Source organism: Rhodanobacter sp. Root179, from assembly GCF_001428465.1.
GTDB lineage: Bacteria > Pseudomonadota > Gammaproteobacteria > Xanthomonadales > Rhodanobacteraceae > Rhodanobacter.
This window is the reverse complement of sequence record NZ_LMHR01000088.1, coordinates 79560-103097: the sequence shown is the minus strand read 5'-3', so window position 1 is coordinate 103097 and position 23538 is coordinate 79560. Positions and strand designations below refer to the sequence as shown.

Below are 23538 nucleotides of genomic sequence, written 5' to 3'. Positions count from 1 at the left end.
CCCCGGAAAACGCCCACCATAGCGGGCGCGGGGACTCGACTCAACGCACGCCGCCACGCGACGCTCTGGCTACAATCACGCAAACACCACCGGATGGAACGCCATGACCGAGATCCTGATCGGCCGCAACGACAGCACCAGCGTCAACCTGGACCCGCACTACGGCAACCGCCATGGCATGATCGCCGGCGCCACCGGCACCGGAAAATCCGTCTCGCTGATGGTCCTGGCCGAGGGCTTCTCGCGTCTCGGCGTGCCGTGCTTCCTGGCCGACGCCAAGGGTGATCTGGCCGGCCTGGCGATGGCCGCCGGCGAGCCGGGCGACAAACTCAAGGCGCGGCTGGCCAGGCTCAAGCTCACCGACTGGAAAGCGCAGGCGAACCCGGTGGTGTTCTGGGACATCTACGGCAAGCTCGGTCATCCGGTGCGCGCCACGGTCAGCGAGATGGGCCCCACCCTGCTCGGCCGCGTGCTGGAATTGAACGACACCCAGGAAGGCGTGCTCGAAGTGGTGTTCAAGGCCGCCGACGACCAGGGCTGGCTGCTGCTGGACCTGGCCGACCTGCGCGCCCTGCTCAGCTACGCCGCCGAGAACGCCAAGGCACTGTCCACCCAGTACGGCCTGATCAGCACGCAGAGCATCGCGGCGATCCAGCGCGCGCTGCTGAAACTCGAAAGCGATGGTGCCGACCAGTTCTTCGGCGAACCGGCGCTGGAACTGGCCGACCTGATGCGCCAGGACATGAGCGGCCGCGGCATCATCAACGTGCTGGCCGCCGACCAGCTGATCATGAAGCCGCGGCTGTACTCGACCTTCCTGCTGTGGCTGCTGTCCGAGCTGTTCGAGCAGCTGCCCGAAGTGGGCGACCTCGACCAGCCGAAGATGGTGTTCTTCTTCGACGAGGCACATCTGTTGTTCGACGACGCCTCGCCGGCGTTGCTGCAACGGGTCGAACAGGTGGTGCGGCTGATCCGCTCCAAGGGCGTGGGCGTGTACTTCTGCTCGCAGAATCCCGACGACGTGCCCGGCGTGATCCTCGGCCAGCTCGGCAACCGTATCCAGCACGCCCTGCGCGCATTCACACCACGCGACCAGAAGGCGGTCAAGGCCGCGGCGGAAACTTTTGTCGTCAATCCCAAACTCGACGTTACCGAGGCCATCACCAAACTGGCCGTGGGCGAAGCGCTGGCTTCCACTCTGGCCAATGGCGGCGTGCCTACGCCGGTGGAACAGGTGCTGGTGACCACGCCGTGCTGCCGCATCGGCGCGATCACTGACGCGGAGCGCGGCACCATCCGCCAGCGCTCGCCGGTGGGCGCGAAATACGACACCACCGTCAATCGCGAATCGGCCGCGGAGATGCTCACCAAGCGCGCCGAAGACAAGGCCGCCGATGCTGCCACCGTGGCGGCCGACGCACCCAAGGATGCCGCCAAGGATGCGGAGCCCGGCTGGAGCGGCGCCGTGCACGACGCCCTGTTCGGTACCAAGCGCCGCCAGGGCATGATCGAGACGATGGGCAAGCAGATGGTGCGCACCGCGGGCAGCCAGCTCGGCCGGCAGATCCTGCGCGGCGTGCTGGGCGGCATCTTCGGCGGCAAGCGTTGAGGAACGTTGCTGCGTGAGCCGCTGGCGACCACCCTCACCCGGCTCCACCGCGATCATCACCCGCGAGGGCTTCGAGCGGCTCAAGGCCGAACTCGATCATCTGTGGCACGTGCGCCGCCCGGAGGTGGTCAAGGCGCTGGCCGCGGCGGCAGCCGAGGGTGACCGCTCGGAGAATGCCGAGTACACCTATCGCAAGAAGCAGCTCGGCGAAATCGATCGCCGGGCGCGCTATCTCAGCAAGCGCATTCCCGCGCTGAAGGTGGCCGAAGGCGCACCGGCCGATCGCCGCGCGGTGTTCTTTGGCGCGCACATCGAGCTGGAGAACACCGACACCGGCGAGATCGTCCGCTACCGCATCGTCGGCCCGGACGAGACCGATGCACGGCGTGGCTTCATCAGCATCGATTCGCCGCTGGCGCGGGCAGTGCTGAAACGGCGCATCGAGGACGAATTCGTGGCGGAGCTTCCCGGTGGCCCCACGGAGTTCGCGATCGTCGCCGTGAGTTACGCCGACGACGGGGCCTGAACGGCAAGCCGGATGGCCCGCCTGCCTATTTGCCGTCTGCATCCCCATGCGGCGACAGCAGCCGCAAGGCCTGCCGATGTTCCTGCTCGATCTTCGCCAGTCGATTCTGCAGGGCTTGCGGGCTGACCCATTGACCGTGGCTGGCCTGTTGCCGCAACAGCGTGTACTGCATGTCGACAAACGGCGTCAGCACACGACTGTCCACCGCCACGAAGCCGCCGAGATCCGGAATGCGCGCCAGCGCGGCGCGCTCCCGCTCGCCCGCCTCGCCGCGAGACTTGCCGTAGTCGAGCAGGATCGCGGTCAGTTTCTGGCGCAACCGCCGGGACATGCCGTCGCGGATCACCAGCACGCCGGAGGGAATCAGCTGCGAACGCCAGATCACCCTGAGCTGGGCCGCTTCGCGGGGAAAGTTGCGGCGAAACAGATCCATGTCGGGGTTGTTGCTGCTGGTCACGTCCGCCTCGCGGTTGACCACGGCCAGCAGGTTGCTCTGGTGATCGCCCACCCGCACGCTGGCGAAAAAGGTGTCCGAGTTGAGTCCCTTCGGCGCGAAGACATAGGCCTCGGGCGCGATGTAGCCGGTCACCGACAAGTGCTCGCTGCGGGCGTAACGCCAGCCCTGACCTGGCGTGGCAAGCAGGTCGCCGAGGTTGCGGATCGGGCTGTCGTCGCGCACCACCAGGGTGGCCACGTTGCCTCGCGCACCGTCGCTGCGCTGGAACTGCGCGAACACCTGCATGTTCTGCCGGGTCACCGCCTCGACGGCCAGCCGGCCGGACAGGAACGCGACGTCGACCCGCTGTCCGGCGATCGCACTGGACAGGCTGGCATAACTGCCCACCGAGACCGTGACCACCTCGCGGTGCAGTCGCCTGCTGACGTCATCCAGCAGGGGACGCCATTGCTCGAGGGACTCGGCTGCGCTGCCGATCGGCAGGATGCCGAAACGGATCGGTGTCTCCGCGGGAGCAGGAACCTTCGCCGCCGCCGCAGGGCCGATGCCGAACAGCGCCATGCCCAGCGCCACGACCAGTGACATGAACCAGCGTCTGCCCCGCCGATGGCACCACCAAGCGCTTGCGATGGCCAATGCCGTGCACTCCCCGAGCCGTGTCCCGATGCACTGTATATAGTCGTGATCGGCCGGCGGGGCAAGGCGTGGGCTCAGGCCTGGCCCGCCACGAAGGGCGGCGGATAATTGCGCCCCGCGCGACGCGGCTGATAGCAGGGCGTGCTCAGGTGGAAGGCCTCATCGGCGTTGTACTCACCCCAGCCCGGCAGTCCGGACAACGGCAGCGGCCGCAGTTCGAGCGGATCATTCAACAGCTGACCAGAGCGGATGGCCGTGGCGCACGGCGCCGCCAGATCGCTCCCGGCGTCGGCATGAAACGCCAGCGCCTTGGCCACCAGCAGCTTGCCCGGGTTCAACGCCAGCTCCAGCAGGGCATGACCGAACAACTCCAGACGGATCGTTCCGTCCAGCCAGGCCTGCCGCCTGCGCCAGAACAGGCCGTGCCAGTCATGGGCATCCCACAGCTCCAGCAGCGAGGGATCGCTGGTGCCCACCATGACGCCGCCCTCGTCGAAGTGGGTCAACGCATATTGGGCGCGCGAACGACGCTTGGGCCCCATCCGTGCGATCTCGACAACCTGGCGATCGTTGAGCGCCTGTTTCAGGCCGGCATGGCGAAGCCAGACCAGCGCGTTGAGAAGGTCGTGCCAGTTGCCTTCACGGGTGGCGATCTGGCCACGCTCGGCGATGCGCTGTTCGTAATGCAGGCCGTCGTCCAGCAAGGCGGATGTCTGCGCCACGAATCGCGGGCGGCTGTCGTGCGGCCAGTATCGGTTCAGCGCGTCGATCGATGGCCAGCATGCGCCTTCGAGCAGATCGGCCCATTCGCGCCAGGCCGCCAGTGGCATCCGCGCGAACACCGCCGGATCGACGCAGTCGCGAGCCGGCGCGACGTAGCGCATGGCGGTACTAGACGACCTTGAGCTGCGGATGGGCCAGCCGTGCGTGCAGGTCGTGCTCGCTGGCCGACTCCACCACCACCTCGACGAACTGGCCCGGACGCAGCGCCTGGCCGTCGGCGATCAGCACGCTGCCGTCGATCTCCGGCGCATCGGCGGCCGAACGCGCCACCGCACCATCGGCGCCGGCCTCGTCGACCAGCACCTTGATCGTGCGGCCGATCTTGCGCTGCAGTTTCGCCGCGGAGATTTCCGCCTGCACCGCCATGAACTGTTCCAGCCGGTCTTCCTTCAGCTCCTCGGAGACCGGGTCGGGCAGCTCGTTCGCCTTCGCGCCATCGACCGGCGAATAGGCGAACGCCCCCACGCGATCGAGCTCTGCCTCGCGCAGGAAGTCCAGCAACTCCTCGAACTCCGCCTCGGTCTCGCCGGGGAAGCCGACGATGAAGGTGCTGCGGATGGTCAGGTCCGGTACCTGCCTGCGCCAGTTCTGGATGCGCTCCAGCGTCCGGTCGATGTTGCCCGGGCGCTTCATCAGTTTCAGGATGCGCGGGCTGGCGTGCTGGAACGGGATGTCCAGGTACGGCAGCAGCTTGCCGGCGGCCATCAGCGGCATCACCTCGTCCACGTGCGGATACGGATAGACGTAGTGCAGGCGTGCCCAGACGCCAAGTTCCGACAGGCCTTCGCACAGCTCGGTCATGCGCGTGCGATACGCCTTGCCGCGCCACTCGCGCTCGGCGTATTTCAGGTCCACGCCGTAGGCACTGGTGTCCTGCGAGATCACCAGCAACTCCTTCACGCCGCCCTTGACCAGGCGCTCGGCCTCCAGCAGCACCTCGTCGACCGGGCGCGAGACCAGGTTGCCGCGCATCGAGGGAATGATGCAGAAGCTGCAGCGGTGATTGCAGCCTTCGGAAATCTTCAGGTAGGCATAGTGCTTCGGGGTCAGCTTCACGCCCGTGTCCGGCACGATGTCGATGAATTTGTTGCGCACCGGCGGCAGCGCCTTGTGCACCGCCGTCATCACGCTGGCGTAGTCCTGCGGGCCGCTGACCGACAGCACGTCCGGATACGCCTCGCGGATCAGCGCCTCGCGCTTGCCCAGGCAACCGGTGACGATGACCTTGCCGTTTTCGTTGAGCGCCGTGCCGATCGAATCCAGCGACTCCTGCACCGCCGCGTCGATGAAGCCGCAGGTATTCACCACCACCGCGTCGGCCTCGTTGTAGCTGGGCACGATCTGGTAACCCTCGACCTTCAACTGGGTAAGGATGCGCTCGGAATCGACCAGCGCCTTGGGGCAGCCGAGGCTGACGAAACCGATCTTGTGCGAAGCCTGGGACATGGCCGGGTTACCGTGAAAAGCTGTGGGGTAACAGGCGATTATACGGGAATGGGGAATGGGGAGCGGCAGAGCGCGCCGCTTTTGCGTTTGCTGTTGTTCCCCGTTTCCCTGTTTCCCGTTCCCCACAATGCCTAGAATCGTCACTCCCCCGCAGGAGCCGCATCATGGGCCAGTCCATCAACATTCCCACCTCCGGCACGCAGTGCATCGGCGCCTACCTGGCCCAACCGGCGGGCACGCCGAAGGGCGGCATCGTGGTGATCCAGGAAATCTTCGGCGTCACCGCGCACATCCGTGACCTGGCCGACCGCTTCGCCGACTACGGCTATACCGCGATCGCACCCGCGTTCTTCGACCGGCTGGAAAGCGGCGTCGAATTGCCCTATGACATGGTCGGCGCGAATCGCGGCAAACAGCTGGTGGCGGAACTGGGGCTCGAGCGCGCGCTCGAGGACGTGGCCAGCGCCGCCGAATCGATCAGCTCGGCCGGCAGGATCGGCACGGTCGGCTATTGCTGGGGCGGCACCGTCGCGCTGCTCGCCGCACTGCGTCTGGGGCTGCCGTCCGTGAGCTATTACGGCGCGCGCAACCTGCCGTTCCTGCACGAAATACCGAAGGCGCCGGTGATGTTCCACTTCGGCGAGAAAGACCACAGCATCACGCCCGAAGCGGTGGCGAAACATCGCGAGGCGTTGCCGCAAATGGACACCTTCACCTACCCCGCCGATCACGCGTTCAACCGCGATGGCAGCCCGAGCTACCACGAGGCCAGCGCCCGGCTCGCACTGCAGCGCACGCTGGCCTTCTTCGACCAGCATCTGGCCGGCGCAGCATGAGCGAGGCGGGCTTCATCCTCGACCCGCGACTGGCAGCCGATACCTGCCCGGTGGCCTCACTGTCCTTGTGCGACGTTTTGCTGATGAATGACGCGCGCTATCCGTGGCTGATCCTGGTGCCACGTCGAACCGGCCTGGTCGAGGTCGGCGACCTCGGCAGTCACGAGCAGACCCTGCTGTGGCAGGAGGTGGGCCGCGCTGGTGCTGCGCTTCGTGCCGCGGCACCGTTCGACAAGCTCAACCTGGGTGCCCTGGGCAATATCGTGCGGCAACTGCATGTGCACGTGGTCGGGCGTCGCGACGGTGACGCCGCCTGGCCGGGGCCGGTGTGGGGAAATGGCAGCGCGATGGCCTACGCCGCCGCGCAACGCGAGCAGCTGATTGCCGCGCTGCAGGGCGCACTCGCCAACTGACCCGGCCTGTCAAAAGAAAGGGCCGCAGCGCGCTGCGGCCCTTCTTCATGGAGTTCATGCCGCAGATCGAACTTCGCCGTCGTCAATGCAACTGCGCGTCCGCCACGGGCGACCTGCATGCGATCAGTGCTGATTCTCCGGATCGAAGCCGCCGCTGCTGGCCGACTTGCCTTTCTGCTCGTCGGGCAGAGCCGACGGTGCATGATGGTCTTCCAGCTCACGAGCCTTGGTATCGACCGGATTGATCTTGGTCAGCGTGCCCTTGTTGTCGTAGAACACGGTGAAGCCGTAGTCCATCTGCATGCGCGCCATGTATTCCAGGTGCCGCTTGCGGATCTTCGCATCGTCGCTGGGCAGCAGCAGAACGGTTTTTGGCAGCTTCCCCTGATCCTTCAGATAGGCAAAGTGGCTGCCCATGTCGAGTGCGGAGAGCACGGCGCCATCCAGCAGGAACTGGCCATCCTTGTAGGACTCGATGGTGGCGTCGAACTGCCCCTTCATCGAAGCGGTGCTGACGTCGCTTTTGGTGCTGCCGGAGTGGCAACCGGCGAGCACCAGCACGCCGCCCAGCATGAGCGCGGCCGCAGCTCGCTTAAGCATCGTGGAAAAACGGATCATGCGGGTCTCCTGGAAGCAATCGGACATGGAAGCCATCAAACGACGGGATCGATGGAAGTGTAGCGCGGACTGCGACGACTGACGTGCCCAGGGGGCCCGTCCGGTCACGGCATTCAGGTACGCGGCAAGGTCACGCCCTGCTGGCCCTGGTACTTGCCGCCGCGGTCCTTGTAGCTGGTTTCGCATTCCTCGTCGGATTCGAGGAACAGCATCTGCGCCACGCCTTCGTTGGCGTAGATTTTTGCGGGCAGCGGCGTGGTGTTGGAGAATTCCAGCGTCACGTGGCCCTCCCACTCCGGCTCCAGCGGCGTCACGTTGACGATGATGCCGCAGCGCGCATACGTGCTCTTGCCCAGGCAGATCGTCAGCACCTTGCGCGGGATGCGGAAGTATTCCACCGTGCGCGCCAGCGCGAACGAATTCGGCGGGATGATGCACACGTCCGCCTCGACGTCGACGAAGCTGGTCGGATCGAACGACTTCGGGTCGACGATGGTGGAGTTGATGTTGGTGAAGATCTTGAACTCGCGGGCGCAGCGCACGTCGTAGCCATAGCTCGACGTGCCGTAGGAAATCAGCTTGCTGCCGTCGCGCAGCTTCACCTGGCCCGGCTCGAACGGCTCGATCATGCCGTGACTCTCGGCCATGCGGCGGATCCACTTGTCGGGTTTGATGCTCACACTGTCTCCGCTGGTTGGCTTGGCAGCCCGGAACGGCCGGGGCGCAGTCGGCAAAAATACACGGTCAGGGCATCGCGGCGCCAGCCGAAGCCCGTCAATGCGCCGCCAACGCTTCCACCAACAGCCGCAGCGCCACCTGCAATTCGGCGCAGCGATCGGCATTTTCCAGCACCTGCGTCACCGAGCAACCGGCGCCAGGCAAGGCCACCATCACCGGCCGGGCCGCCAGCAGTTGCGCGGACATGGTGGTGAGGATCTCGGCCAGCGCCTCCTGCGCGTGATACGAACCACGCGCCGCAGTGTTCAGCAGCAACACTGGCTTGCCGGGGAAGTCCGGGCTGCCGACCAGCCAGTCCAGCAGGTTCTTGAACGCACCGGGCACGCCGTGCGCGTACTCGGGACAGGCGATCAGCAAGGCATCGGCCGAGTCCACCGCTTCGCGCAATTCGGCGACCGCGGACGGCAGCGGATCGGTCTCCGCATCGGGATTGAACAGCGGCAGTTCACCGAGCCCCTTGTAGAGCAGCAGCTCCAGCGTCGATGGCGCCAATCGATACGCCGCTTCAAGCGCCGCCGTGTTCGACGACACGCGGCGCAGGCTGCCGGAAAGACACAACACCTGCGCCGCCACCCTCATGCGGCGGGTGCGCCCTGCACCACGATCTTGCCCAGGCCCAGCGACTTGTTGCGCGGCTGGCGCGACAAGCGGCCCGCCGCGTTGCGGGCGATTTCGCGATAGCGCATGGCGAGGTCGGAATCGGGCATGGCCGCCACGGTGGGATTGCCGCTGTCGGCCTGCTCGCGGATGCGGATGTCCAGCGGCAGCGAACCGAGATAGGCCGCGCCGTACTGGCTGGCCATGCGCTCGCCGCCGCCTTCGCCGAAGATGTTTTCCTCGTGGCCGCAATGCGAGCAGACGTGGGTGGCCATGTTCTCCACCACGCCCAGCACCGGCACCTCGACCTTCTCGAACATCTTGAGCGCCTTGCGCGCGTCGAGCAGGGCGATGTCCTGCGGCGTGGTGACGATCACCGCGCCGGCCACCGGCACCTTCTGCGACAGCGTGAGCTGGATATCGCCGGTGCCCGGCGGCAGGTCGACGATCAGGTAGTCGAGCTGCTCCCAGCGCGTATCGGTGAGCAGTTGCATCATCGCCTGGGTGACCATCGGACCACGCCAGATCATCGGCGTGTCCTCTTCCACCAGGAAGCCGATCGACATCACCGGCATGCCATGCGCCTGCATCGGCAGGATGCTCTTGCCGTCGGGCGAGGCCGGCTTGCCGTGCACGCCGAGCATGGTCGGCTGGCTCGGGCCGTAGATGTCCGCGTCCATCACGCCGACCCGGGCGCCCTCGGCCTGCAGCGCCAGCGCCAGGTTCGCCGATACTGTCGATTTGCCCACGCCGCCCTTGCCCGAGGCGACCACGATGATGTTCTTCACGTTCGGCAGCGGCCCCAGCGTGCCTTGCACCTTGTGCACGTGGACGCGGCTGGTGATCGACACGGTGGCCGATTCGATCGCCGGATCGGCCTCCAGCGTCTGGCGCACCCGGCTGACGATGACGTCGATGGCGCCAGCCGCCGGATAGCCCAGTTGCAGGTCCACCGAGACCTTGCCGCCGTCCACGCCCACCGCGCGCACGGCTTCGCCCAGCGACGCGCCGGTGTGGGTATCGATAAGGTCGCCAAGGATCTGGCGGACCAGGGCTTCGTTCGCCTGTGTCATGTCTGCTCGGGGGAATGCGGGGGCGCCATTATGCCAGCCCGTTGGCATCGGTCGGCTGACCCAGATCAGCGCGAACCGGCCGTGGCCGGCGCGCCGCGGGGTGCCGCAAGCATTTGCGCAATGCAGCTTGACGGCCTTCCCCATCCTCGCCAGTCTCCTATCCATACGCTTTCGTACGGGAGGAACACCATGAAGCACGCATTTCGTTGGGTCATCGCCGCCAGCCTGCTGTTTGGCGCCGGTACCGTAATGGCAGCCAATGACACACCGGTCGGAACCTGGAAGACCATCGACGACGAATCCGGCCAGGCCAAGTCGATCGTCGAGATCACCGACAACAACGGCGAACTGCAGGCGCACATCGTCAAGCTGCTCAACCGCAGCCCGGAAGACATCACCCGCGACGGCGCCGTGGCGATGTGCCGCAAGTGCGACGGCGAACGCAAGGACAAGCCGGTCGAAGGCATGAACATCATGTGGGGCGTGCACCGCAACGACGACGTCTGGGATGGCGGCAAGATCCTCGACCCGAAATCCGGCAAGGTCTACAAGGTGAAGTTGTCGATGCTCGACGGCGGGCAGAAGCTCAACGTGCGCGGTTACATCGGCTTCTCCTGGGTCGGCCGCAGCCAGACCTGGGAACGCCAGAACTGACGCAGTTCAATCGCTCCGCCCTGCGCCAAGCCTCATGCCAGCGATCCTGGCATGAGGCTTTTCTTTTAGGCGAGCAAGCCTGCTTCACGCTGGCGCGTCGGCCCGATGCACGGTCAGGCCACGGGCACTGAAGGTCGCGCGCAGCGCACGACCGACCTCGTGTTCGACCACCAGGTGCTGCACCTCGTCGATGGCAGCCACGCGATGCGTCGCCACGGTGCCGAGCTTGTCGCTGGTGGCGACGACGACGACCTCGCCACTGGCCTCGACCATCGCCCGCTTCAGCAACGTTTCCTCGCTGTCGAAACCCCACAGCCCACCGCTCGCATCTATCGCGCAGGCGCCGGGGAAACACAGGTCGGCGCGCACGCGCTGAACTTCCTGCACCGCCTGCGCGCCAACGGCGGCGCCGATCCGTGCATCGACCCGACCGCCGATCAGCAGGATGTCGAAGCCTTCACGTTCGAGCAGGATCTGCGCGATATCCGGTGCATTGGTCACCACGGTCAGCCCCAGATTCGGCGGCAGCGCGGTGGCGATAGCTGCGTTGGTCGAACCGGCGTCGATCAGCAGTACCTGCCCCTGCCGCACCAGGGTCACCGCCTTGCGGGCGAGCGCCAGCTTGCGGCCGGCATGTTCCTGTCGTCGCTGCTTGAGCGGCGCGACGGTGGCGGAAATGGGCAACGCACCACCGTAGACGCGCTTGCACAGACCCAGCGTCGCCAGTTCGCGCAGGTCGCGCCTGACCGAATCCTCGGACACCGCGAATTCCGTCGCCAACTCCACCGCCACCACGCGACCGCGCTGGCGCAGTCGATCGAGTATCCATTGCTGGCGTTCCTGCGGCAGCATCTCGCCGGGATTCACCTTAGCCATGCTCGCGTACCTCCGGTGCCGTGCCATCGAGCAGTCCCAGCGCGAGCAGTTCCCCACGCAGCACCGCGGCATCACGGAACTGCAGCGCATGCATGCCGAGTTTCGCCGCCGCATCCACATTGCGCGGGGCATCGTCGACATACACGGCACGGCCCGGATCGATCCCGTAACGATTCAGCAGCAGCTGGAAGATCGCCGGATCGGGCTTGATCATCCGCTCCTGCCCGGACACCACGATGCCCTCGAATGCCTGCAGGAACGGATAGCGCTCGAAGGCCAGCGGAAAGGTCTCCTGCGACCAGTTGGTCAAGGCGTACAGGCGCACGCCACGCACGCGCAGTTCCTCGAGAATCGCCACGCTGTCGTGCATCGGGCCTCGCAGCATCTCGTCCCAGCGCGTGCGGTAGACGGCGATCAGGGCCGCATGTTCGGGAAACTCCGCACTCCGCAGCCGGATGGCTTCGTCCCAGCTGCGCCCTGCATCCTGCTGTTCGTTCCACTGACCATCGCAAACCTCGGCCAGGAATTGCTCCATCGATGACTCGTCATCGAACAGGTGGCGATAGAGATAACGCGGGTTCCAGTCGATCAGGACGCCGCCGAGATCGAAGATCACCGTGTCCGGCACGGCAGGTCGGGTCGTGCGCTCGCTCATGTCGTCATCCTCGCGTAGCTGTCATTCAACGCCGCACGATCCGCGCCGAGGCGGCGACCAGCATCAACATGCCGGCGACCACGGCCAGCGCGGCCGGCAAACTGCTGGCATGGGCCATGAAGCCGATCAAGGCCGGGCCGCTGAGCAGGCCGGCATAACCCAGCGCAGTCACCGTGGCGATCGAAATCGCCGGCGGCTGGCCCGACAGGCGACCCGCGGCACTGAACATCAGCGGCACGATATTGGAAGCGCCCAAGCCGATCAGCACGAAGCCGGTCAACGAAGCGGGCGGCCAGTTCGCCATCGAAGCCAGAAGAAACCCGAACGCCGCCACGCCGGCACCGGCGCGCACCGTCCACACCGGACCCAGCCGCGCGATGACCCGGTCGCCGACCAGCCGACCGCTAGCCATGGCCACCGAGAAACACGCGTAGCCGATGCCGGCGGATGCAGCGGAGAAGCCGTGGAAGTCACGCAGCAGCACCGCGCTCCAGTCGAGCATGGCGCCCTCGGCCAGGAAACTGACGAAGCACAACACGCCAAGCAGCAGCACCAGTCCGCGCGGCAGCCGGAACTTCACCGTCTGCCTGGCCACATCGCCCACGCGGGCAAGCAGGTTGCGGCGTTGGCCGAGCACGATCAGCACCAGCAGCAGCGCGATCGCCAGGGCACCGACCACCAGCGGCAGGCCGAGCGCCAGCAAGGCGCTCATCAGCGCGGCGCCGACCAGGCCACCGACGCTGAAAAGCCCATGAAAGCCCGACATCAACGCGCGGCCGTCGCGCCGCTCCACCTCGACCGCATGCGCATTCATCGCCACATCCACCGCGCCAAGCATCGCGCCGAAGTACAGCAGCGTCACGGCCAGCGTCAGCACATCCGGCACGATCGCGAGCACGGGAATCGCCACGCACAGCAGCAGCCCGGCCACGCTGATCACCCGGCGGTTGCCGTAACGATGGGTCAGCACGCCGACCAGCGGCATCGACAGCATCGAGCCACCGCCGAAAGCCAGCAGCACCAGGCCCAGAGCCGCGTCGTCCAGCCCCAGCCGCGCCTTCACGTACGGCACCATCGGCGCCCAGCTGGCCATGCCGATACCGGACACCAGGAAGATCAGGCGCGTGGCGCGGATGGCGCCGGGCAGACGCTGCTGCCCGGCCTGCAAGGACTCTCTCGACACGCTGATGGTTTCCAGTGCGTTCAAAACGTGCACAAATGTATAAGAACAGGATAAAACGTGCAAGCCAACCGATGCGTGTCCCGGCAACCGGATGGCGCGCGCCGGCATCGCCACGAGCACGGCGGGCCCGCCGCGACCCGTGCGTCGGCGCACGATCGGGATGGACCTGCATGGCATAATGCGCAGTCATCCCGGAGTGCCCGCCCACCATGAGTCGTCGCCTGCTCGTCACCAACGCCCTGCCCTACGCCAATGGCCCGCTGCACATGGGCCATCTGCTGGGCTACATCCAGGCCGACATCTGGGTGCGAGCGCAGCGAATGAGCGGCAACGAAGTGGCCTATGTCTGCGCCGACGACGCCCACGGCACGCCGATCATGCTGGCGGCAGAAAAGGCCGGCATGACGCCGGAGAACTACATCGAAGGCATCCGCCAGGGCCACGAGGCGGACTTCGCCGCCTTCGGCGTGGCGTTCGACCACTACCACACCACCCATTCGGACGAGAACCGCGAACTGGCGACGCTGATCTACACGCGCCTGCGCGACGCCGGCAGCATCGCCAGGCGCAGCATCCAGCAGCTGTTCGACCCGGAAAAGCAGATGTTCCTGCCGGACCGCTACATCAAGGGCACCTGCCCGGTCTGCAAGACACCGGACCAGTACGGCGACAACTGCGAGAACTGCGGCGCCACCTACGCACCGACCGACCTGATCAATCCCTATTCGGTGATGTCCGGCGCCACCCCGGTGCTGCGCGACTCGGAGCACTACTTCTTCGAACTGGGCAAGTTCGAGGGCCTGCTGCGCGACTGGTTCGCCGGCGCATTCACCGGCGGCAAACCGGTGGCCAACAGCGGCGTGGCCGCGAAGCTGCGCGAATGGCTGGACGGCGGCCTGAAGGACTGGGACATCTCGCGCGACGCGCCGTATTTCGGCTTTCCGATCCCCGACGCGCCGGGCAAGTTCTTCTACGTGTGGCTGGACGCGCCGGTCGGCTACCTGGCCAGCTTCAAGGCGCTGTGCGACCGGACCGACCTGCAGTTCGACGACTTCCTCGCCGCCGACAGCAACGCCGAGATGCATCACTTCATCGGCAAGGACATCATCAACTTCCACGGCCTGTTCTGGCCCGCGATGCTGCACGGCGCGAACTTCCGCACGCCCACGGCGCTGCACGTGAACGGCTACCTGACGGTGAACGGCGCGAAGATGTCCAAGTCGCGCGGCACCTTCATCCAGGCGCGCACCTATCTCGATTCGGGCCTGCATCCGGAGTTCCTGCGCTACTACTTCGCCAGCATGCTCAACGAGACGCCGGTCGACGTGGATCTCGACCTGAAGGCCTTCGAAGAGCGGGTCAATTCGCACCTGGTCGGCAAGTGGGTGAATATCGCCAGCCGCACCGCCGGCTTCGTCCACAAGTTCTTCGACGGCCGCCTGGCCGCGCAGTTCGGCGCCGAGGAAGCGGCCCTGTGGAACAGCCTGCTGGAGCACTACGACGGCGTCGCCGAACTCTACGACAGCGGCGAGTTCGCCGAAGTCACCCGCCGCTTCGTGCTGATGGCCGACATCGTCAACGGCCACATCGCCGCCAAGGCGCCATGGGCGATGGCCAAGGACGAGGCCCAGCGCGAAGCACTGCACCATGTCTGTTCGTTTGCACTGGGCGCGTTCCGGCTGCTGGCCGGCATGCTGAAGCCGATCCTGCCGGCCACGATCGGCGCTGCCGAGAAATTCCTGGCCGCACCCATCGTCGACTTCGACGACGCCCGCAGCAGCCTGCACAATCACACCATCGAAGCATTCGAGACGCTGATGGGCCGCATCGATCCCAAGCTCATCGAGGCGATGATCGAATCGTCGAAGGATTCACTCGGCGCCCCTGCCGAAGCCCCCAAAACCCCGAAGAAGAAGCCCATGACCGAAGACACCAAGCCTGCCGCACCGAATCCGGCGTCGCAGAACGCCGACGCCGGCACCATCGGCATCGACGACTTCGCCAGGCTCGACCTGCGCATCGGCAAGGTCAGCGCGTGCGAATTCGTCGAGGGCTCGGACAAGCTGCTGCGCTTCGAACTGGACGCCGGCCCGCTGGGCACGCGGCAGATCTTCTCCGGCATCCGCGCGGCCTACGCCGAGCCGGAAAAGCTGGTCGGCCGCAACGTGGTGTTCATCGCCAACCTGGCGCCGCGCAAGATGCGCTTCGGCCTGTCCGAAGGGATGATCCTGTCCGCCGGTGACGGCGGCAGCGACCTGTTCCTGCTCGACGCCGATCAGGGCGCTAAGCCCGGCGCCACCGTCCGCTGACACGACCACGCCATTGTAGGAGCGCACAGGGTGCGCTCCTACAAACGAATGACCAAAACCGCTATTGCTTCGTGTAAGTCACGAAGAATCCGACCAGGTCGCCGTTCTCGTTGTACGGCGCCATGTCCACGTAGCGGTAGCCACGCGCGGCGTAGTCGGCGTGCGACTTGGTGAGCTGGTTCGCCATGTGCTTCTTGCGGAAACCCAGGGTGGCATCGACGAACACGGTCACCGTGTCGCCCGGGACTTCGGACGACGCCGCCTGCGCGGGGGTGGCATGGGTCAGTACGATCGCACCACCGGCACCCAGCACGGCGGTAAGCAACAACGAGGCGAGAAACGACGATTTCATGGCAACACTCCAACCGGCGGCAATTGCGGGACAATGGGCGCCGATTATCGCCCGCCCCGCCATCGCGCATGAGTGATCCCGTCACCCTTCTCGCCGACCGCATCGACGCCGTGCTGCCGCAGACCCAATGCGAGCAATGCGGCTACCACGGCTGCTGGCCGTATGCGGAGGCGATCGCCCGCAACCAGGCGCCGATCAACCGGTGCCCGCCAGGCGGTACCGCCGGCATCGAAAAACTGGCCACCCTGCTCGATCGCCCCGCACTGCCACTCGATTCCGACTGCGGCATCGAACATCCGCGCATGCTGGCGCGCATCGTCGAGGCCGACTGCATCGGCTGCACCAAGTGCATCCAGGCTTGCCCGGTCGACGCCATCATCGGCGCCTCGAAGCTGATGCACACCGTGGTGGCGGACGACTGCACCGGTTGCGAACTGTGCGTGCCAGCCTGCCCGGTCGACTGCATCGTGCTCGAACCGATGCCGCCCGCGCAGATCGATGTCGCCCATGCCGATGCGGCGCGCGAACACTTCCAGCGCCGTGAATCGCGCCTCGAACACCAGCGCGCCGAACGCGAGGCCGAACTGGCGGCGCGCAAGCTTGCCGTGGAAGCGGCGGCCGGAACGGTCAACCCGGTGCAGGCCGCGCTGGCCCGTGCCAGGGCGAAGCAACAGGAGTCGAAACCGTGAAGCGCGCCGAGGTGATCGAGCTGTTCTCGCGGTTGCGCGAACTGGACCCGCATCCCACCACCGAACTGGCATACACCACGCCGTTCGAACTGCTGGTGGCGGTGGTGTTGTCGGCGCAGGCCACCGACGTCGGCGTCAACAAGGCCACCCGCAAACTCTACCCCGTGGCGAACACGCCGCAAGCCATCCTGGCCCTGGGCGAGGAAGGGCTGAAGCGCTACATCAGCACCATCGGCCTGTTCAACGCCAAGGCGAAGAACGTGATTGCGCTGTGCCGCCTGCTGATCGAGCAGCATGACGGCGAGGTGCCGCGCACCCGCGAGGCGCTGGAAGCGCTGCCCGGCGTGGGCCGCAAGACCGCCAACGTGGTGCTCAACACCGCCTTCGGCGTGCCGACCATCGCGGTGGACACGCACATCTTCCGCGTCTCCAACCGTACCGGCCTGGCGCCAGGCAAGGACGTGCGCGCGGTCGAGGACAAGCTGGAGAAAGTGGTGCCGGCGGAGTTCAAGCAGGACGCCCATCACTGGCTGATCCTGCATGGCCGCTACGTGTGCAAGGCGCGCAAGCCCGATTGTCCGCACTGCGTGATTCGGGATTTATGTCGGTACAAGGACAAGACGGTGGAGTGAGGGAGGAGCCCCGCTCCCTGCTCGTCACCCCGCCAACTGCGCCCGCTCCAGCGCCGCGATGTGCCGTTCCAGCCGCGGCCCCAGATAGCAGTGCGAGCCGCATGGCAGCAGGCCGACTTCGCCGAACTCCCGCAAGTACCAGGCCGGCGCGCGCGAGACGAAACCCTGGTGGTCGCCGGCCACGTCGTCGCGACTGGTGAACACTTCGAGGAAGGCCACGCCTTCGAGCATCTCGCCGATGCCTTGCAGGCCGGCGCGGATTTCCGCCGGCTTCAGGTAGTGCAGCACGTCGGTGCACACGACCAGGTCGAAACGCTCGTCGAAGCGCAGGCATTCCAGCTGGCCGAAGCGGGCCAGGCCGATGTTGCGGCTGCGGCCGTAGCGCGCCACCACGTACTCGCTGGCGTCCAGGCCGCGGTAGGTGATCCCCGGCCGCAACGCGCGCAGCGGCGCGCGCCAGGTCGCCTCGCCGCAGCCCACGTCGAGCACGTTGCGGATCGGACGCCCCAGGTAATACTCGGCCTGCGCCACCACCATCGCCACCTTGCGCCGCAGTTCGGCCGCCGACGCCACGGAATGTCGCGGGTCGCGGTACCACTTGTCGAAATAGGCGCGGTCGTAGGTCTTGGTCATGCAGAGGTCCGGGCAAACGTGGGCAGCGTCCATGGTATCCCGCCCGACCCGCCGATCCGGATGCGGCATCACTTTCTGCATGCGCTGCCGATGCCAGCATCGCCGCCAGCTTCCATCGCCGCCCCGAGGAGAATCCCATGCCCATGGTCCGCTTCCGCCTGATCGGCAGCCGCGCCGACGCCGATGCCGTCATCGCGACCCTGCACGGCCTCGACCGCATCGAGCACGTCGAGGAAATCGACGACCTGGTCTCCGGGATGCGCGACGACTCCAGCTCCAGCGACTCGGTCAGCGACAATGAGGGCCACATCTATCGCATCGAAGTGGACACGCCCGACGACGACGTCGCGGACGACGTGCGCGCCCGCGCCGAGGAGGCGGCCGGGGAAGCGGCCGCCGGCATCGAGTTCGTGGACGAGTTCTGAACGGCAGGAACCACGCCCGTGTCATCCGTTGGGCGGGCGCGGCGTTGAAGCCTTCTGTGGTGCCGTGACGCGCAGCGCCTCCCAGCCAAGGTTCCGCCATGCAACCCTCTACCGCCCGGTTTGAAGCTCGGCACGGCAGGCTCCATCGCCGTCTGCTCCCGTTCACCGCGGCCCTGCTGCTGTCTGTCGCCGCCTCGGCGCATGCGCCGGACTCCGCGGGCCGACCGCTGGCTCCGTCCGACGTGCAATGGCTGCAGCGGGCAACTTTCGGCATCGACTCGGCCAGCCTGGCCAGCTACCGCCAGCTCGGCCGCCAGCGCTGGCTCGATGCGCAACTGGCCGGCCGCAACGACACGCTGCCGCCGGCCATCGCCAACCTGATCGCCAGCTACCCCGCAATCAGCACGTCGCCGGAAGAGCTATTGGCCGAGGCGACCGAAGCGCGGCGCCAGCTGAAGTCGATGCCTGAGGGCGACGCCAGGGTCGCCGCGAAGAAGAACCTGCAAAAGCAGGCTCGCGAACTGGTCCAGCAGGCGCAACAGGCCGAACTGCTGCATGCGATCTACGGCAGCAACCCGTTGAAGGAGCAGGTCGTATGGTTCTGGCTCAACCACTTCAGCGTGTACGGCGCCAAGGGCCGCGTGCGCCTGGTCGCGGCCGACTATGAGGAACACCTGATCCGGCCGCATGCACTGGGCAAGTTCCGTGACCTGCTGCTGGCCACGCTGAAAAGCCCGGCGATGCTGGAATACCTCGACAACGCGAAGAACGTGAAGGGCAAGACCAACGAGAACTACGCCCGCGAACTGATGGAGCTGCACGCTCTGGGCGTCGGCTCCGGCTACACCCAGCAGGACGTGCAGCAACTGGCGCTGATCCTTACCGGCGCGGGCATCGCACCGGCGGAACCACGCCGAGCCGGCCGCTTCGGCCGCACGCGGCCAGGCTTCGTGCGCGACGGCCTGTTCGTGTTCAATCCGGACCGGCACGACTTCAGCGACAAGATCCTGCTCGGCCAGCGCATCCGCGGCAGCGGCTATCGCGAGATCGAGCAGGCGGTGGACCTGATCACCCGGCAGCCGGCCTGCGCCCGTTTCGTCTCGCGCCAGCTGGCCGAGTATTTCGTGGCCGACCAGCCGCCACCGGCCCTGATCGAAGCGATGGCGAAAACCTTCCAGCGCAGCGACGGCGACATCGCCGCGGTACTGCGCACGATGTTCGATTCGCCGGAGCTGACCGACGGCGAGGCGAGGAAGTTCAAGGACCCCACCCGTTTCCTGGTTTCCGCGATGAAGCTTGCCTACGACGGCCAGCCGATCAGCAACGCGCAGCCGCTGGTCAACTGGCTCAACCAGATGGGCGAGCCGGTGTTCGGCCGGGTCACGCCCGACGGCTGGCCGCTGGACAGCGCCAGCTGGTCGGGCTCGGGCCAGATGGCGACCCGATTCGAAGTGGCCCGCGCGATCGGCAGTGGCCGCAACAAGCTGTTCATCACCGACGAGCCGGACCCGGCCACGCCGCGGGCACGCCCGGCCGTGCCCGCGCTGGACTCGCCGCTCTACCGCGCCGTGGTCGAACCGCGTCTGTCGCAAACCACCCGGGCGGCCCTGGGCAAGGCGGCTTCGGCAGCGGAATGGAATACCTACCTGCTGTCGTCGCCGGATTTCAATTACCGCTGAGGTTTCCGCAAAACCATGATGAACCGTCGTCAATTCCTGCTGGCCGCCGTCTCCGCCGCGGCGGCCCTGCCCGCCCTGTCCTTCAGCGGCAGCCTGTTCGCCGCGCCAGCCAACACGCCGCGTTTCCTGCTGGTGTTCCTGCGCGGCGGCTACGACTGCAACAACCTGCTGGTGCCGTACGCCAGCGATTTCTATTACGAATCACGCCCCACCCTGGCGATCGCCAGGCCGGACCCCGCCAATCCCGCCAGCGCGATCGCGCTGGATGCGCAGTGGGGACTGAATCCGGTCTTGCGCGAATCGCTGCTGCCGCTGTGGCAGCGCAAGCAGCTCGCCTTTGTGCCGTTCGCCGGCACCGACGACCTGTCGCGCAGCCACTTCGAGACCCAGAACAATATCGAGTCGGGCCAGCCCACCGCGCACCGGGGCAGTTTCCGTTCGGGCTTCCTGGCGCGATTGTCCGGCCAGCTCAGCGGCGTGCCAGCGATCGCCTTCACCAAAAACCTGCCGCTGAGTTTCCAGGGCGCCGGCAAGGACATCCCCAACATCTCGATGAAGGCCGGTCCGAAGGCCCGCTTCAATGCGCGGCAGTCGGCGATCCTCGGCAACATGTACAAGGGCACGCCGCTGGCTGCCGCCACCGCCGACGGGCTCGCGCTGCCGGCGTCGATCTCCGAGGATTTGCGCAACGAGATGGTCAAGGCCAGCGGCGGCGCGCCCAGCGCCCGCAGTTTCGCCACCGAGACACGGCGCATCGCCACCCTGATGCGCGACCAGTACCGGCTCGGCTTCGTCGACGTCGGCGGCTGGGACACCCACGTCAACCAGGGCAGCGTCAGCGGCGGCCTGGCCAACAACCTGCGCAACCTGGGCGAAGGCCTGGCCGCCTATGCCGAGGCGCTTGGTGACGAATGGAACAACACCACCGTGGTGGTGCTGTCCGAGTTCGGCCGCACCTTCCGCGAGAATGGCGACAAGGGCACCGACCATGGCCACGGCACCGTGCACTGGGTGCTGGGCGGCAAGGTCAACGGTGGCCGCATCGCCGGCGAACAGGCGGCGGTGAACGCCGCCGGCCTGCTGCAGAACCGCGACTACCCGGTGCTCAACAACTACCGCGACGTCCTCGGCGGCTTGCTGGCGCGAACCTGGGAGCTGTCGAACAAGCAGTTGCAGAGCGTCTTCCCGCAGGCACGGCCGCGCGACCTGCAACTGGTCTGAGCGAAGTTCGCGCGTTCAGTCGGCCGTGCGCGGCACCAGCATGTGCTTGGCGATGTAGCCGTGCAGCCGGCCCAGGCCGCGTGCCAGATGCAGGGTGGCGAACAGCAGCACGATGCCGATCACGCACATCGCGATCGCGTCGGCCCAACCCGGCGCGTGCGCGCCGAAGCCCCAGTCCACGAGAACCTGGTGGTTCACGTACAGCCCGGGCATCCAGTCGTTGTGGAACATCATCGCCAACGGCGCGCCGATGAAGGCGACGGATACGCTGAGCAAGGTCACCGCGAGCGTGAAATACACGATGCCAAGCGGCAGCATCAGCCACATGTAGCAGAGCGTGGTCCAGGTGTGCACGTCGGTGAACATGCGACCGATGCGCCGCATCAGACTCATGCCCTGGGTGGGGTACACCGGCCGCCGCGGCATGCGCATGCCCAGCATCGCCTCCACGATGCGCCCCTCGACCAGCGACAGCACGCGCACGCTGCCGAAGAACAGCACGATGAACGGCAAGCCGATGATCAGCACCGACAGACCTGCCGACAGCGACAGTCCGGTGACGGCCCACGTGAAGTAGAAGATGCCCGTGGCCAGCGACAGCAGCATGTAGAACAGCGCGCCGTAGGTGCGCGGATCGGCCGCCACGCCGAAGAAGCGCCCCGCCAGCGAACGCCGCTTCGGCAGCGGCGGCGGACGCAGTGCGCGCTGGATGCGGATTTCCTGATCACGATAGATCTCGGCCACCTCGTCCGGCGCGCCGTAGCTGCCCACCACGTGCTCCAGCATTGCCGCTTCGCCGCGTTCGGGTTGCTCGGCCAGTTCCGAACGCAGGTGTTCCTCGGCGTCGTACAACGCATCCTGGATCAGGGCGGGGTCCGCGCCACGCAGGGCGGCGCGCAGTTGTTCAAGATACTCGGCGATGCTGCGTGGCGCGTTCATGACACCCCTCCTTGCAAGACGTTATCGACGGAATCGCGGGTGGCGTTCCACGCGGCGATCCACTCGCGCAGGACTTCGCGCCCCGGCTTGGTGATGCGGTAATAGCGGCGCGGCGGCCCGCTGACGGACGGCTCGACTTCGCTGCCCAGCAGGCCGGCGGCTTCGAGATTGCGCAGCACCGGATACAGCGCGCTCTGCTTGCCGGCCAGCACGCCCTCGCCCACCTCTTCCAGCCGCTTGGCGATCTGGTAGCCGTACATCGGCTGGCGCGACTGCCCCAACACGGCCAGCAGCACCAGCGACACGGTGCCGCTGGAAAGCTCCTTCTGGAACTTCTTCAACTGGCTGACGCTGTCGTCCATCCCGCTCACCCGCACTGCCGCTTAGACTGAGGTGAATCATAGTATTAACTTGACACTAGTACATGGGCCTGAAGTCATGCCTGCGATCAACTGGTCGCGGCACTCTGCTAAGTTGCAGCCCTCGCCTATCGGTCACCCAAGGGGAATGCCATGCATCGTCGCCATCTCATCGCCGGTCTCGCGCTGGCCAGCAGTCTGACCGCGTTGCCGGCCCTCGCCGCCGAGCAGGGCAAGCCCACGCCGACGACCAAGGAAATCCTGGCGAAATCCGCGCCGGCCGAATGGCGCAGGCCCGATCCGCAGAACCTGCTGGTGATGCAGCTGCCGACGGGTCGCGTGGTGATCGAGCTGGCCCAGGATTTCACCCCGCTGCATGCGGCGAACATTCGCACCCTGGTGCGCCAGCATTACTTCGACGGGCTGGCGATCATCCGCGTGCAGGACAACTTCGTCACCCAGTGGGGCGATCCGAACGATGACGAGAACGGCGACAAGGACAAGATCCGTTCGCTGGGCAAGGCCAGCAAGACCCTGCCGCCGGAGTTCAGCCGCGCGATCGCTGCGAAGCAGCCGTGGACGCCACTGCCGGATGGCGATGTCTACGCACCCGAAGTCGGTTTCAGCGGGGGCTTCCCGGTGGGCCGCGATCCGGCCAGCGGCAAGGAGTGGGTGGCGCATTGCTATGGCACGGTCGGCGTGGCGCGCGACGTGGCGCCGGACAGCGGCAGCGGCAGCTCGCTATACGCGGTGATCGGCCAGGCGCGCAAACTGGATCACAACCTCGCCGTCGCCGGCCGCGTGCTGGAAGGCATGCCCCTGCTGTCCGGCCTGCCGCGCGGGCCCGAGCCGATGGGCTTCTATGCCGATCCCGCCCGCCGTACCCGCATCGAGTCGGTGCGCCTGGCCGCCGACATGCCGGCGCCGGAGCGCCCGGCGATCGAGGTGCTGCGCACCGACAGCGCCAGCTTCGCGGCCCTGATCGATGCCAGCCGCCAGGGCCACAATGCGTTCTATCCCGAGCCGGTGGGCAAGGTCGGCCTGTGCAGCCTCACCGTGCCGGTGCGCGACGCCAAACCGGTGCACTGAACCGGGCGGGCGCATCCGCGGCCGCTGCGGGGATGAATCCCCGCTGACGCCAGCAGGGACTTCACCACGAAATCTTGTCACGCGGGGGGCTATGCATGGACTTCGCGACCC

26 protein-coding genes are annotated in these 23538 nt (G+C 66.7%); 12 read left to right on the top strand and 14 right to left on the bottom strand.

Going from position 1 to position 23538, the window contains the following annotated elements; genetic code table 11:
* Positions 1-103: 103 nt before the first annotated feature.
* Positions 104-1609 (top strand): helicase HerA-like domain-containing protein, encoded by a 1506-nt coding sequence (locus ASD82_RS15570; protein ID WP_056718716.1) that lies wholly within the window; start codon positions 104-106, stop codon positions 1607-1609.
* Positions 1610-1622: 13 nt separating this feature from the next.
* Positions 1623-2135 (top strand): transcription elongation factor GreB, encoded by a 513-nt coding sequence (gene greB / locus ASD82_RS15565; protein WP_056718715.1) that lies wholly within the window; start codon positions 1623-1625, stop codon positions 2133-2135.
* Between the two features lie 25 nt (positions 2136-2160).
* On the opposite strand, the gene ASD82_RS15560 is transcribed toward greB, so the two are convergent.
* The 3 genes from ASD82_RS15560 to rimO all read right to left on the bottom strand — a co-directional run bounded on the left by ASD82_RS15560 (position 2161) and on the right by rimO (position 5457).
* Positions 2161-3177: a phosphate/phosphite/phosphonate ABC transporter substrate-binding protein gene (locus tag ASD82_RS15560; protein WP_056718714.1), complete on the bottom strand. Its 1017-nt coding sequence runs from the start codon at positions 3175-3177 to the stop codon at positions 2161-2163.
* Between the two features lie 125 nt (positions 3178-3302).
* Positions 3303-4112, bottom strand: coding sequence for a DUF3025 domain-containing protein (locus ASD82_RS15555; RefSeq protein WP_056718713.1), 810 nt, complete (start codon positions 4110-4112; stop codon positions 3303-3305).
* 7 nt (positions 4113-4119) lie between these two features.
* A complete protein-coding gene (gene rimO, locus ASD82_RS15550; protein WP_056718712.1) occupies positions 4120-5457 on the bottom strand; it encodes a 30S ribosomal protein S12 methylthiotransferase RimO in 1338 nt (445 codons plus the stop codon).
* A 164-nt stretch (positions 5458-5621) separates the two neighbouring features.
* Here rimO and ASD82_RS15545 point away from each other — a divergent pair, with 164 nt between their 5' ends.
* A complete protein-coding gene (locus ASD82_RS15545; protein ID WP_056718711.1) occupies positions 5622-6293 on the top strand; it encodes a dienelactone hydrolase family protein in 672 nt (223 codons plus the stop codon).
* Entirely contained in the window at positions 6290-6706 is a 417-nt protein-coding gene (locus tag ASD82_RS15540) for an HIT family protein (RefSeq protein ID WP_056718710.1), read from the top strand. The genes ASD82_RS15545 and ASD82_RS15540 overlap by 4 nt, the downstream gene beginning before the upstream one ends.
* Before the next feature lie 123 nt (positions 6707-6829).
* Here the strand turns inward: ASD82_RS15540 and ASD82_RS15535 are convergent, their stop codons facing one another.
* The 4 genes from ASD82_RS15535 to apbC form a co-directional block, all read right to left on the bottom strand.
* On the bottom strand, positions 6830-7324 hold the full coding sequence (locus tag ASD82_RS15535) for a hypothetical protein (RefSeq protein ID WP_056719135.1): 495 nt from the start codon (positions 7322-7324) through the stop codon (positions 6830-6832).
* A 113-nt stretch (positions 7325-7437) separates the two neighbouring features.
* Positions 7438-8004 (bottom strand): dCTP deaminase, encoded by a 567-nt coding sequence (gene dcd, locus ASD82_RS15530; RefSeq protein WP_056718709.1) that lies wholly within the window; start codon positions 8002-8004, stop codon positions 7438-7440.
* A 94-nt stretch (positions 8005-8098) separates the two neighbouring features.
* Entirely contained in the window at positions 8099-8641 is a 543-nt protein-coding gene (locus tag ASD82_RS15525; protein WP_056718708.1) for an NADPH-dependent FMN reductase, read from the bottom strand.
* The gene (gene apbC / locus ASD82_RS15520) at positions 8638-9732 is read right to left on the bottom strand and encodes an iron-sulfur cluster carrier protein ApbC (protein WP_056718707.1); all 1095 of its coding nucleotides are present in this window, start codon (positions 9730-9732) and stop codon (positions 8638-8640) included. Before apbC ends, ASD82_RS15525 begins: the two co-directional genes overlap by 4 nt.
* 189 nt (positions 9733-9921) lie before the next feature.
* Here apbC and ASD82_RS15515 point away from each other — a divergent pair, with 189 nt between their 5' ends.
* Positions 9922-10386 carry a DUF2147 domain-containing protein gene (locus tag ASD82_RS15515; RefSeq protein WP_056718706.1) on the top strand — a complete coding sequence of 155 codons (465 nt, stop codon included), beginning with the start codon at positions 9922-9924 and terminating at the stop codon, positions 10384-10386.
* An 84-nt stretch (positions 10387-10470) separates the two neighbouring features.
* Here the strand turns inward: ASD82_RS15515 and ASD82_RS15510 are convergent, their stop codons facing one another.
* From ASD82_RS15510 to ASD82_RS15500, 3 genes are read right to left on the bottom strand one after another with little or no spacing between them, the layout of a single operon-like run.
* Entirely contained in the window at positions 10471-11262 is a 792-nt protein-coding gene (locus tag ASD82_RS15510; protein ID WP_082585391.1) for a DeoR/GlpR family DNA-binding transcription regulator, read from the bottom strand.
* On the bottom strand, positions 11255-11917 hold the full coding sequence (locus tag ASD82_RS15505; RefSeq protein ID WP_056718704.1) for an HAD family phosphatase: 663 nt from the start codon (positions 11915-11917) through the stop codon (positions 11255-11257). Before ASD82_RS15505 ends, ASD82_RS15510 begins: the two co-directional genes overlap by 8 nt.
* 25 nt (positions 11918-11942) lie before the next feature.
* Complete coding sequence (locus ASD82_RS15500) at positions 11943-13100, bottom strand: MFS transporter (RefSeq protein WP_235580740.1); 1158 nt, start codon at positions 13098-13100, stop codon at positions 11943-11945.
* Positions 13101-13309: 209 nt separating this feature from the next.
* On the opposite strand from ASD82_RS15500, the gene metG reads away from it, so the two are divergent.
* The gene (gene metG, locus ASD82_RS15495; RefSeq protein ID WP_056718703.1) at positions 13310-15409 is read left to right on the top strand and encodes a methionine--tRNA ligase; all 2100 of its coding nucleotides are present in this window, start codon (positions 13310-13312) and stop codon (positions 15407-15409) included.
* A 61-nt stretch (positions 15410-15470) separates the two neighbouring features.
* Here metG and ASD82_RS15490 read toward each other — a convergent pair whose 3' ends face one another.
* On the bottom strand, positions 15471-15761 hold the full coding sequence (locus tag ASD82_RS15490) for a hypothetical protein (RefSeq protein ID WP_056718702.1): 291 nt from the start codon (positions 15759-15761) through the stop codon (positions 15471-15473).
* Positions 15762-15829: 68 nt separating this feature from the next.
* Here ASD82_RS15490 and ASD82_RS15485 point away from each other — a divergent pair, with 68 nt between their 5' ends.
* Positions 15830-16450, top strand: a complete 621-nt coding sequence (locus ASD82_RS15485; protein ID WP_056718701.1) for an RnfABCDGE type electron transport complex subunit B — start codon at positions 15830-15832, stop codon at positions 16448-16450.
* The gene (nth, locus tag ASD82_RS15480; protein ID WP_056718700.1) at positions 16447-17082 is read left to right on the top strand and encodes an endonuclease III; all 636 of its coding nucleotides are present in this window, start codon (positions 16447-16449) and stop codon (positions 17080-17082) included. Before ASD82_RS15485 ends, nth begins: the two co-directional genes overlap by 4 nt.
* 24 nt (positions 17083-17106) lie before the next feature.
* Here nth and ASD82_RS15475 read toward each other — a convergent pair whose 3' ends face one another.
* On the bottom strand, positions 17107-17715 hold the full coding sequence (locus ASD82_RS15475; RefSeq protein WP_056718699.1) for a class I SAM-dependent methyltransferase: 609 nt from the start codon (positions 17713-17715) through the stop codon (positions 17107-17109).
* 137 nt (positions 17716-17852) lie between these two features.
* Between ASD82_RS15475 and ASD82_RS15470 the strand changes: the two genes are divergently transcribed.
* The 3 genes from ASD82_RS15470 (at position 17853) to ASD82_RS15460 (ending at position 21040) form a co-directional block, all read left to right on the top strand.
* On the top strand, positions 17853-18140 hold the full coding sequence (locus tag ASD82_RS15470) for a hypothetical protein (protein ID WP_056718698.1): 288 nt from the start codon (positions 17853-17855) through the stop codon (positions 18138-18140).
* A gap of 98 nt (positions 18141-18238) precedes the next feature.
* Positions 18239-19819, top strand: a complete 1581-nt coding sequence (locus ASD82_RS15465; RefSeq protein WP_082585390.1) for a DUF1800 domain-containing protein — start codon at positions 18239-18241, stop codon at positions 19817-19819.
* An 18-nt stretch (positions 19820-19837) separates the two neighbouring features.
* Positions 19838-21040: a DUF1501 domain-containing protein gene (locus tag ASD82_RS15460; RefSeq protein ID WP_056719131.1), complete on the top strand. Its 1203-nt coding sequence runs from the start codon at positions 19838-19840 to the stop codon at positions 21038-21040.
* Between the two features lie 15 nt (positions 21041-21055).
* Here the strand turns inward: ASD82_RS15460 and ASD82_RS15455 are convergent, their stop codons facing one another.
* Positions 21056-21979, bottom strand: a complete 924-nt coding sequence (locus tag ASD82_RS15455) for a sensor domain-containing protein (protein WP_056718697.1) — start codon at positions 21977-21979, stop codon at positions 21056-21058.
* Positions 21976-22341, bottom strand: coding sequence for a PadR family transcriptional regulator (locus ASD82_RS15450; protein ID WP_056718696.1), 366 nt, complete (start codon positions 22339-22341; stop codon positions 21976-21978). Before ASD82_RS15450 ends, ASD82_RS15455 begins: the two co-directional genes overlap by 4 nt.
* Before the next feature lie 150 nt (positions 22342-22491).
* On the opposite strand from ASD82_RS15450, the gene ASD82_RS15445 reads away from it, so the two are divergent.
* Positions 22492-23427 carry a peptidylprolyl isomerase gene (locus tag ASD82_RS15445; RefSeq protein WP_056718695.1) on the top strand — a complete coding sequence of 312 codons (936 nt, stop codon included), beginning with the start codon at positions 22492-22494 and terminating at the stop codon, positions 23425-23427.
* Positions 23428-23538 lie beyond the last annotated feature (111 nt).

What these genes read in the sequence shown, in the direction of transcription:
- ASD82_RS15560 (WP_056718714.1), bottom strand. Translation starts at nt 3,177, where the DNA reads ATGTCACTGGTCGTGGCGCTGGGCATGGCGCTGTTCGGCATCGGCCCT.
- rimO (WP_056718712.1), bottom strand. Translation starts at nt 5,457, where the DNA reads ATGTCCCAGGCTTCGCACAAGATCGGTTTCGTCAGCCTCGGCTGCCCC.
- ASD82_RS15515 (WP_056718706.1), top strand. Translation starts at nt 9,922, where the DNA reads ATGAAGCACGCATTTCGTTGGGTCATCGCCGCCAGCCTGCTGTTTGGC.
- ASD82_RS15455 (WP_056718697.1), bottom strand. Translation starts at nt 21,979, where the DNA reads ATGAACGCGCCACGCAGCATCGCCGAGTATCTTGAACAACTGCGCGCC.
- ASD82_RS15510 (WP_082585391.1), bottom strand. Translation starts at nt 11,262, where the DNA reads ATGGCTAAGGTGAATCCCGGCGAGATGCTGCCGCAGGAACGCCAGCAA.
- metG (WP_056718703.1), top strand. Translation starts at nt 13,310, where the DNA reads ATGAGTCGTCGCCTGCTCGTCACCAACGCCCTGCCCTACGCCAATGGC.
- ASD82_RS15555 (WP_056718713.1), bottom strand. Translation starts at nt 4,112, where the DNA reads ATGCGCTACGTCGCGCCGGCTCGCGACTGCGTCGATCCGGCGGTGTTC.
- ASD82_RS15545 (WP_056718711.1), top strand. Translation starts at nt 5,622, where the DNA reads ATGGGCCAGTCCATCAACATTCCCACCTCCGGCACGCAGTGCATCGGC.
- ASD82_RS15505 (WP_056718704.1), bottom strand. Translation starts at nt 11,917, where the DNA reads ATGAGCGAGCGCACGACCCGACCTGCCGTGCCGGACACGGTGATCTTC.
- ASD82_RS15465 (WP_082585390.1), top strand. Translation starts at nt 18,239, where the DNA reads ATGCAACCCTCTACCGCCCGGTTTGAAGCTCGGCACGGCAGGCTCCAT.
- ASD82_RS15485 (WP_056718701.1), top strand. Translation starts at nt 15,830, where the DNA reads ATGAGTGATCCCGTCACCCTTCTCGCCGACCGCATCGACGCCGTGCTG.
- ASD82_RS15535 (WP_056719135.1), bottom strand. Translation starts at nt 7,324, where the DNA reads ATGATCCGTTTTTCCACGATGCTTAAGCGAGCTGCGGCCGCGCTCATG.
- ASD82_RS15445 (WP_056718695.1), top strand. Translation starts at nt 22,492, where the DNA reads ATGCATCGTCGCCATCTCATCGCCGGTCTCGCGCTGGCCAGCAGTCTG.
- ASD82_RS15460 (WP_056719131.1), top strand. Translation starts at nt 19,838, where the DNA reads ATGAACCGTCGTCAATTCCTGCTGGCCGCCGTCTCCGCCGCGGCGGCC.
- apbC (WP_056718707.1), bottom strand. Translation starts at nt 9,732, where the DNA reads ATGACACAGGCGAACGAAGCCCTGGTCCGCCAGATCCTTGGCGACCTT.
- ASD82_RS15525 (WP_056718708.1), bottom strand. Translation starts at nt 8,641, where the DNA reads ATGAGGGTGGCGGCGCAGGTGTTGTGTCTTTCCGGCAGCCTGCGCCGC.
- ASD82_RS15475 (WP_056718699.1), bottom strand. Translation starts at nt 17,715, where the DNA reads ATGACCAAGACCTACGACCGCGCCTATTTCGACAAGTGGTACCGCGAC.
- ASD82_RS15540 (WP_056718710.1), top strand. Translation starts at nt 6,290, where the DNA reads ATGAGCGAGGCGGGCTTCATCCTCGACCCGCGACTGGCAGCCGATACC.
- ASD82_RS15570 (WP_056718716.1), top strand. Translation starts at nt 104, where the DNA reads ATGACCGAGATCCTGATCGGCCGCAACGACAGCACCAGCGTCAACCTG.
- ASD82_RS15470 (WP_056718698.1), top strand. Translation starts at nt 17,853, where the DNA reads ATGCCCATGGTCCGCTTCCGCCTGATCGGCAGCCGCGCCGACGCCGAT.
- ASD82_RS15490 (WP_056718702.1), bottom strand. Translation starts at nt 15,761, where the DNA reads ATGAAATCGTCGTTTCTCGCCTCGTTGTTGCTTACCGCCGTGCTGGGT.
- ASD82_RS15450 (WP_056718696.1), bottom strand. Translation starts at nt 22,341, where the DNA reads ATGGACGACAGCGTCAGCCAGTTGAAGAAGTTCCAGAAGGAGCTTTCC.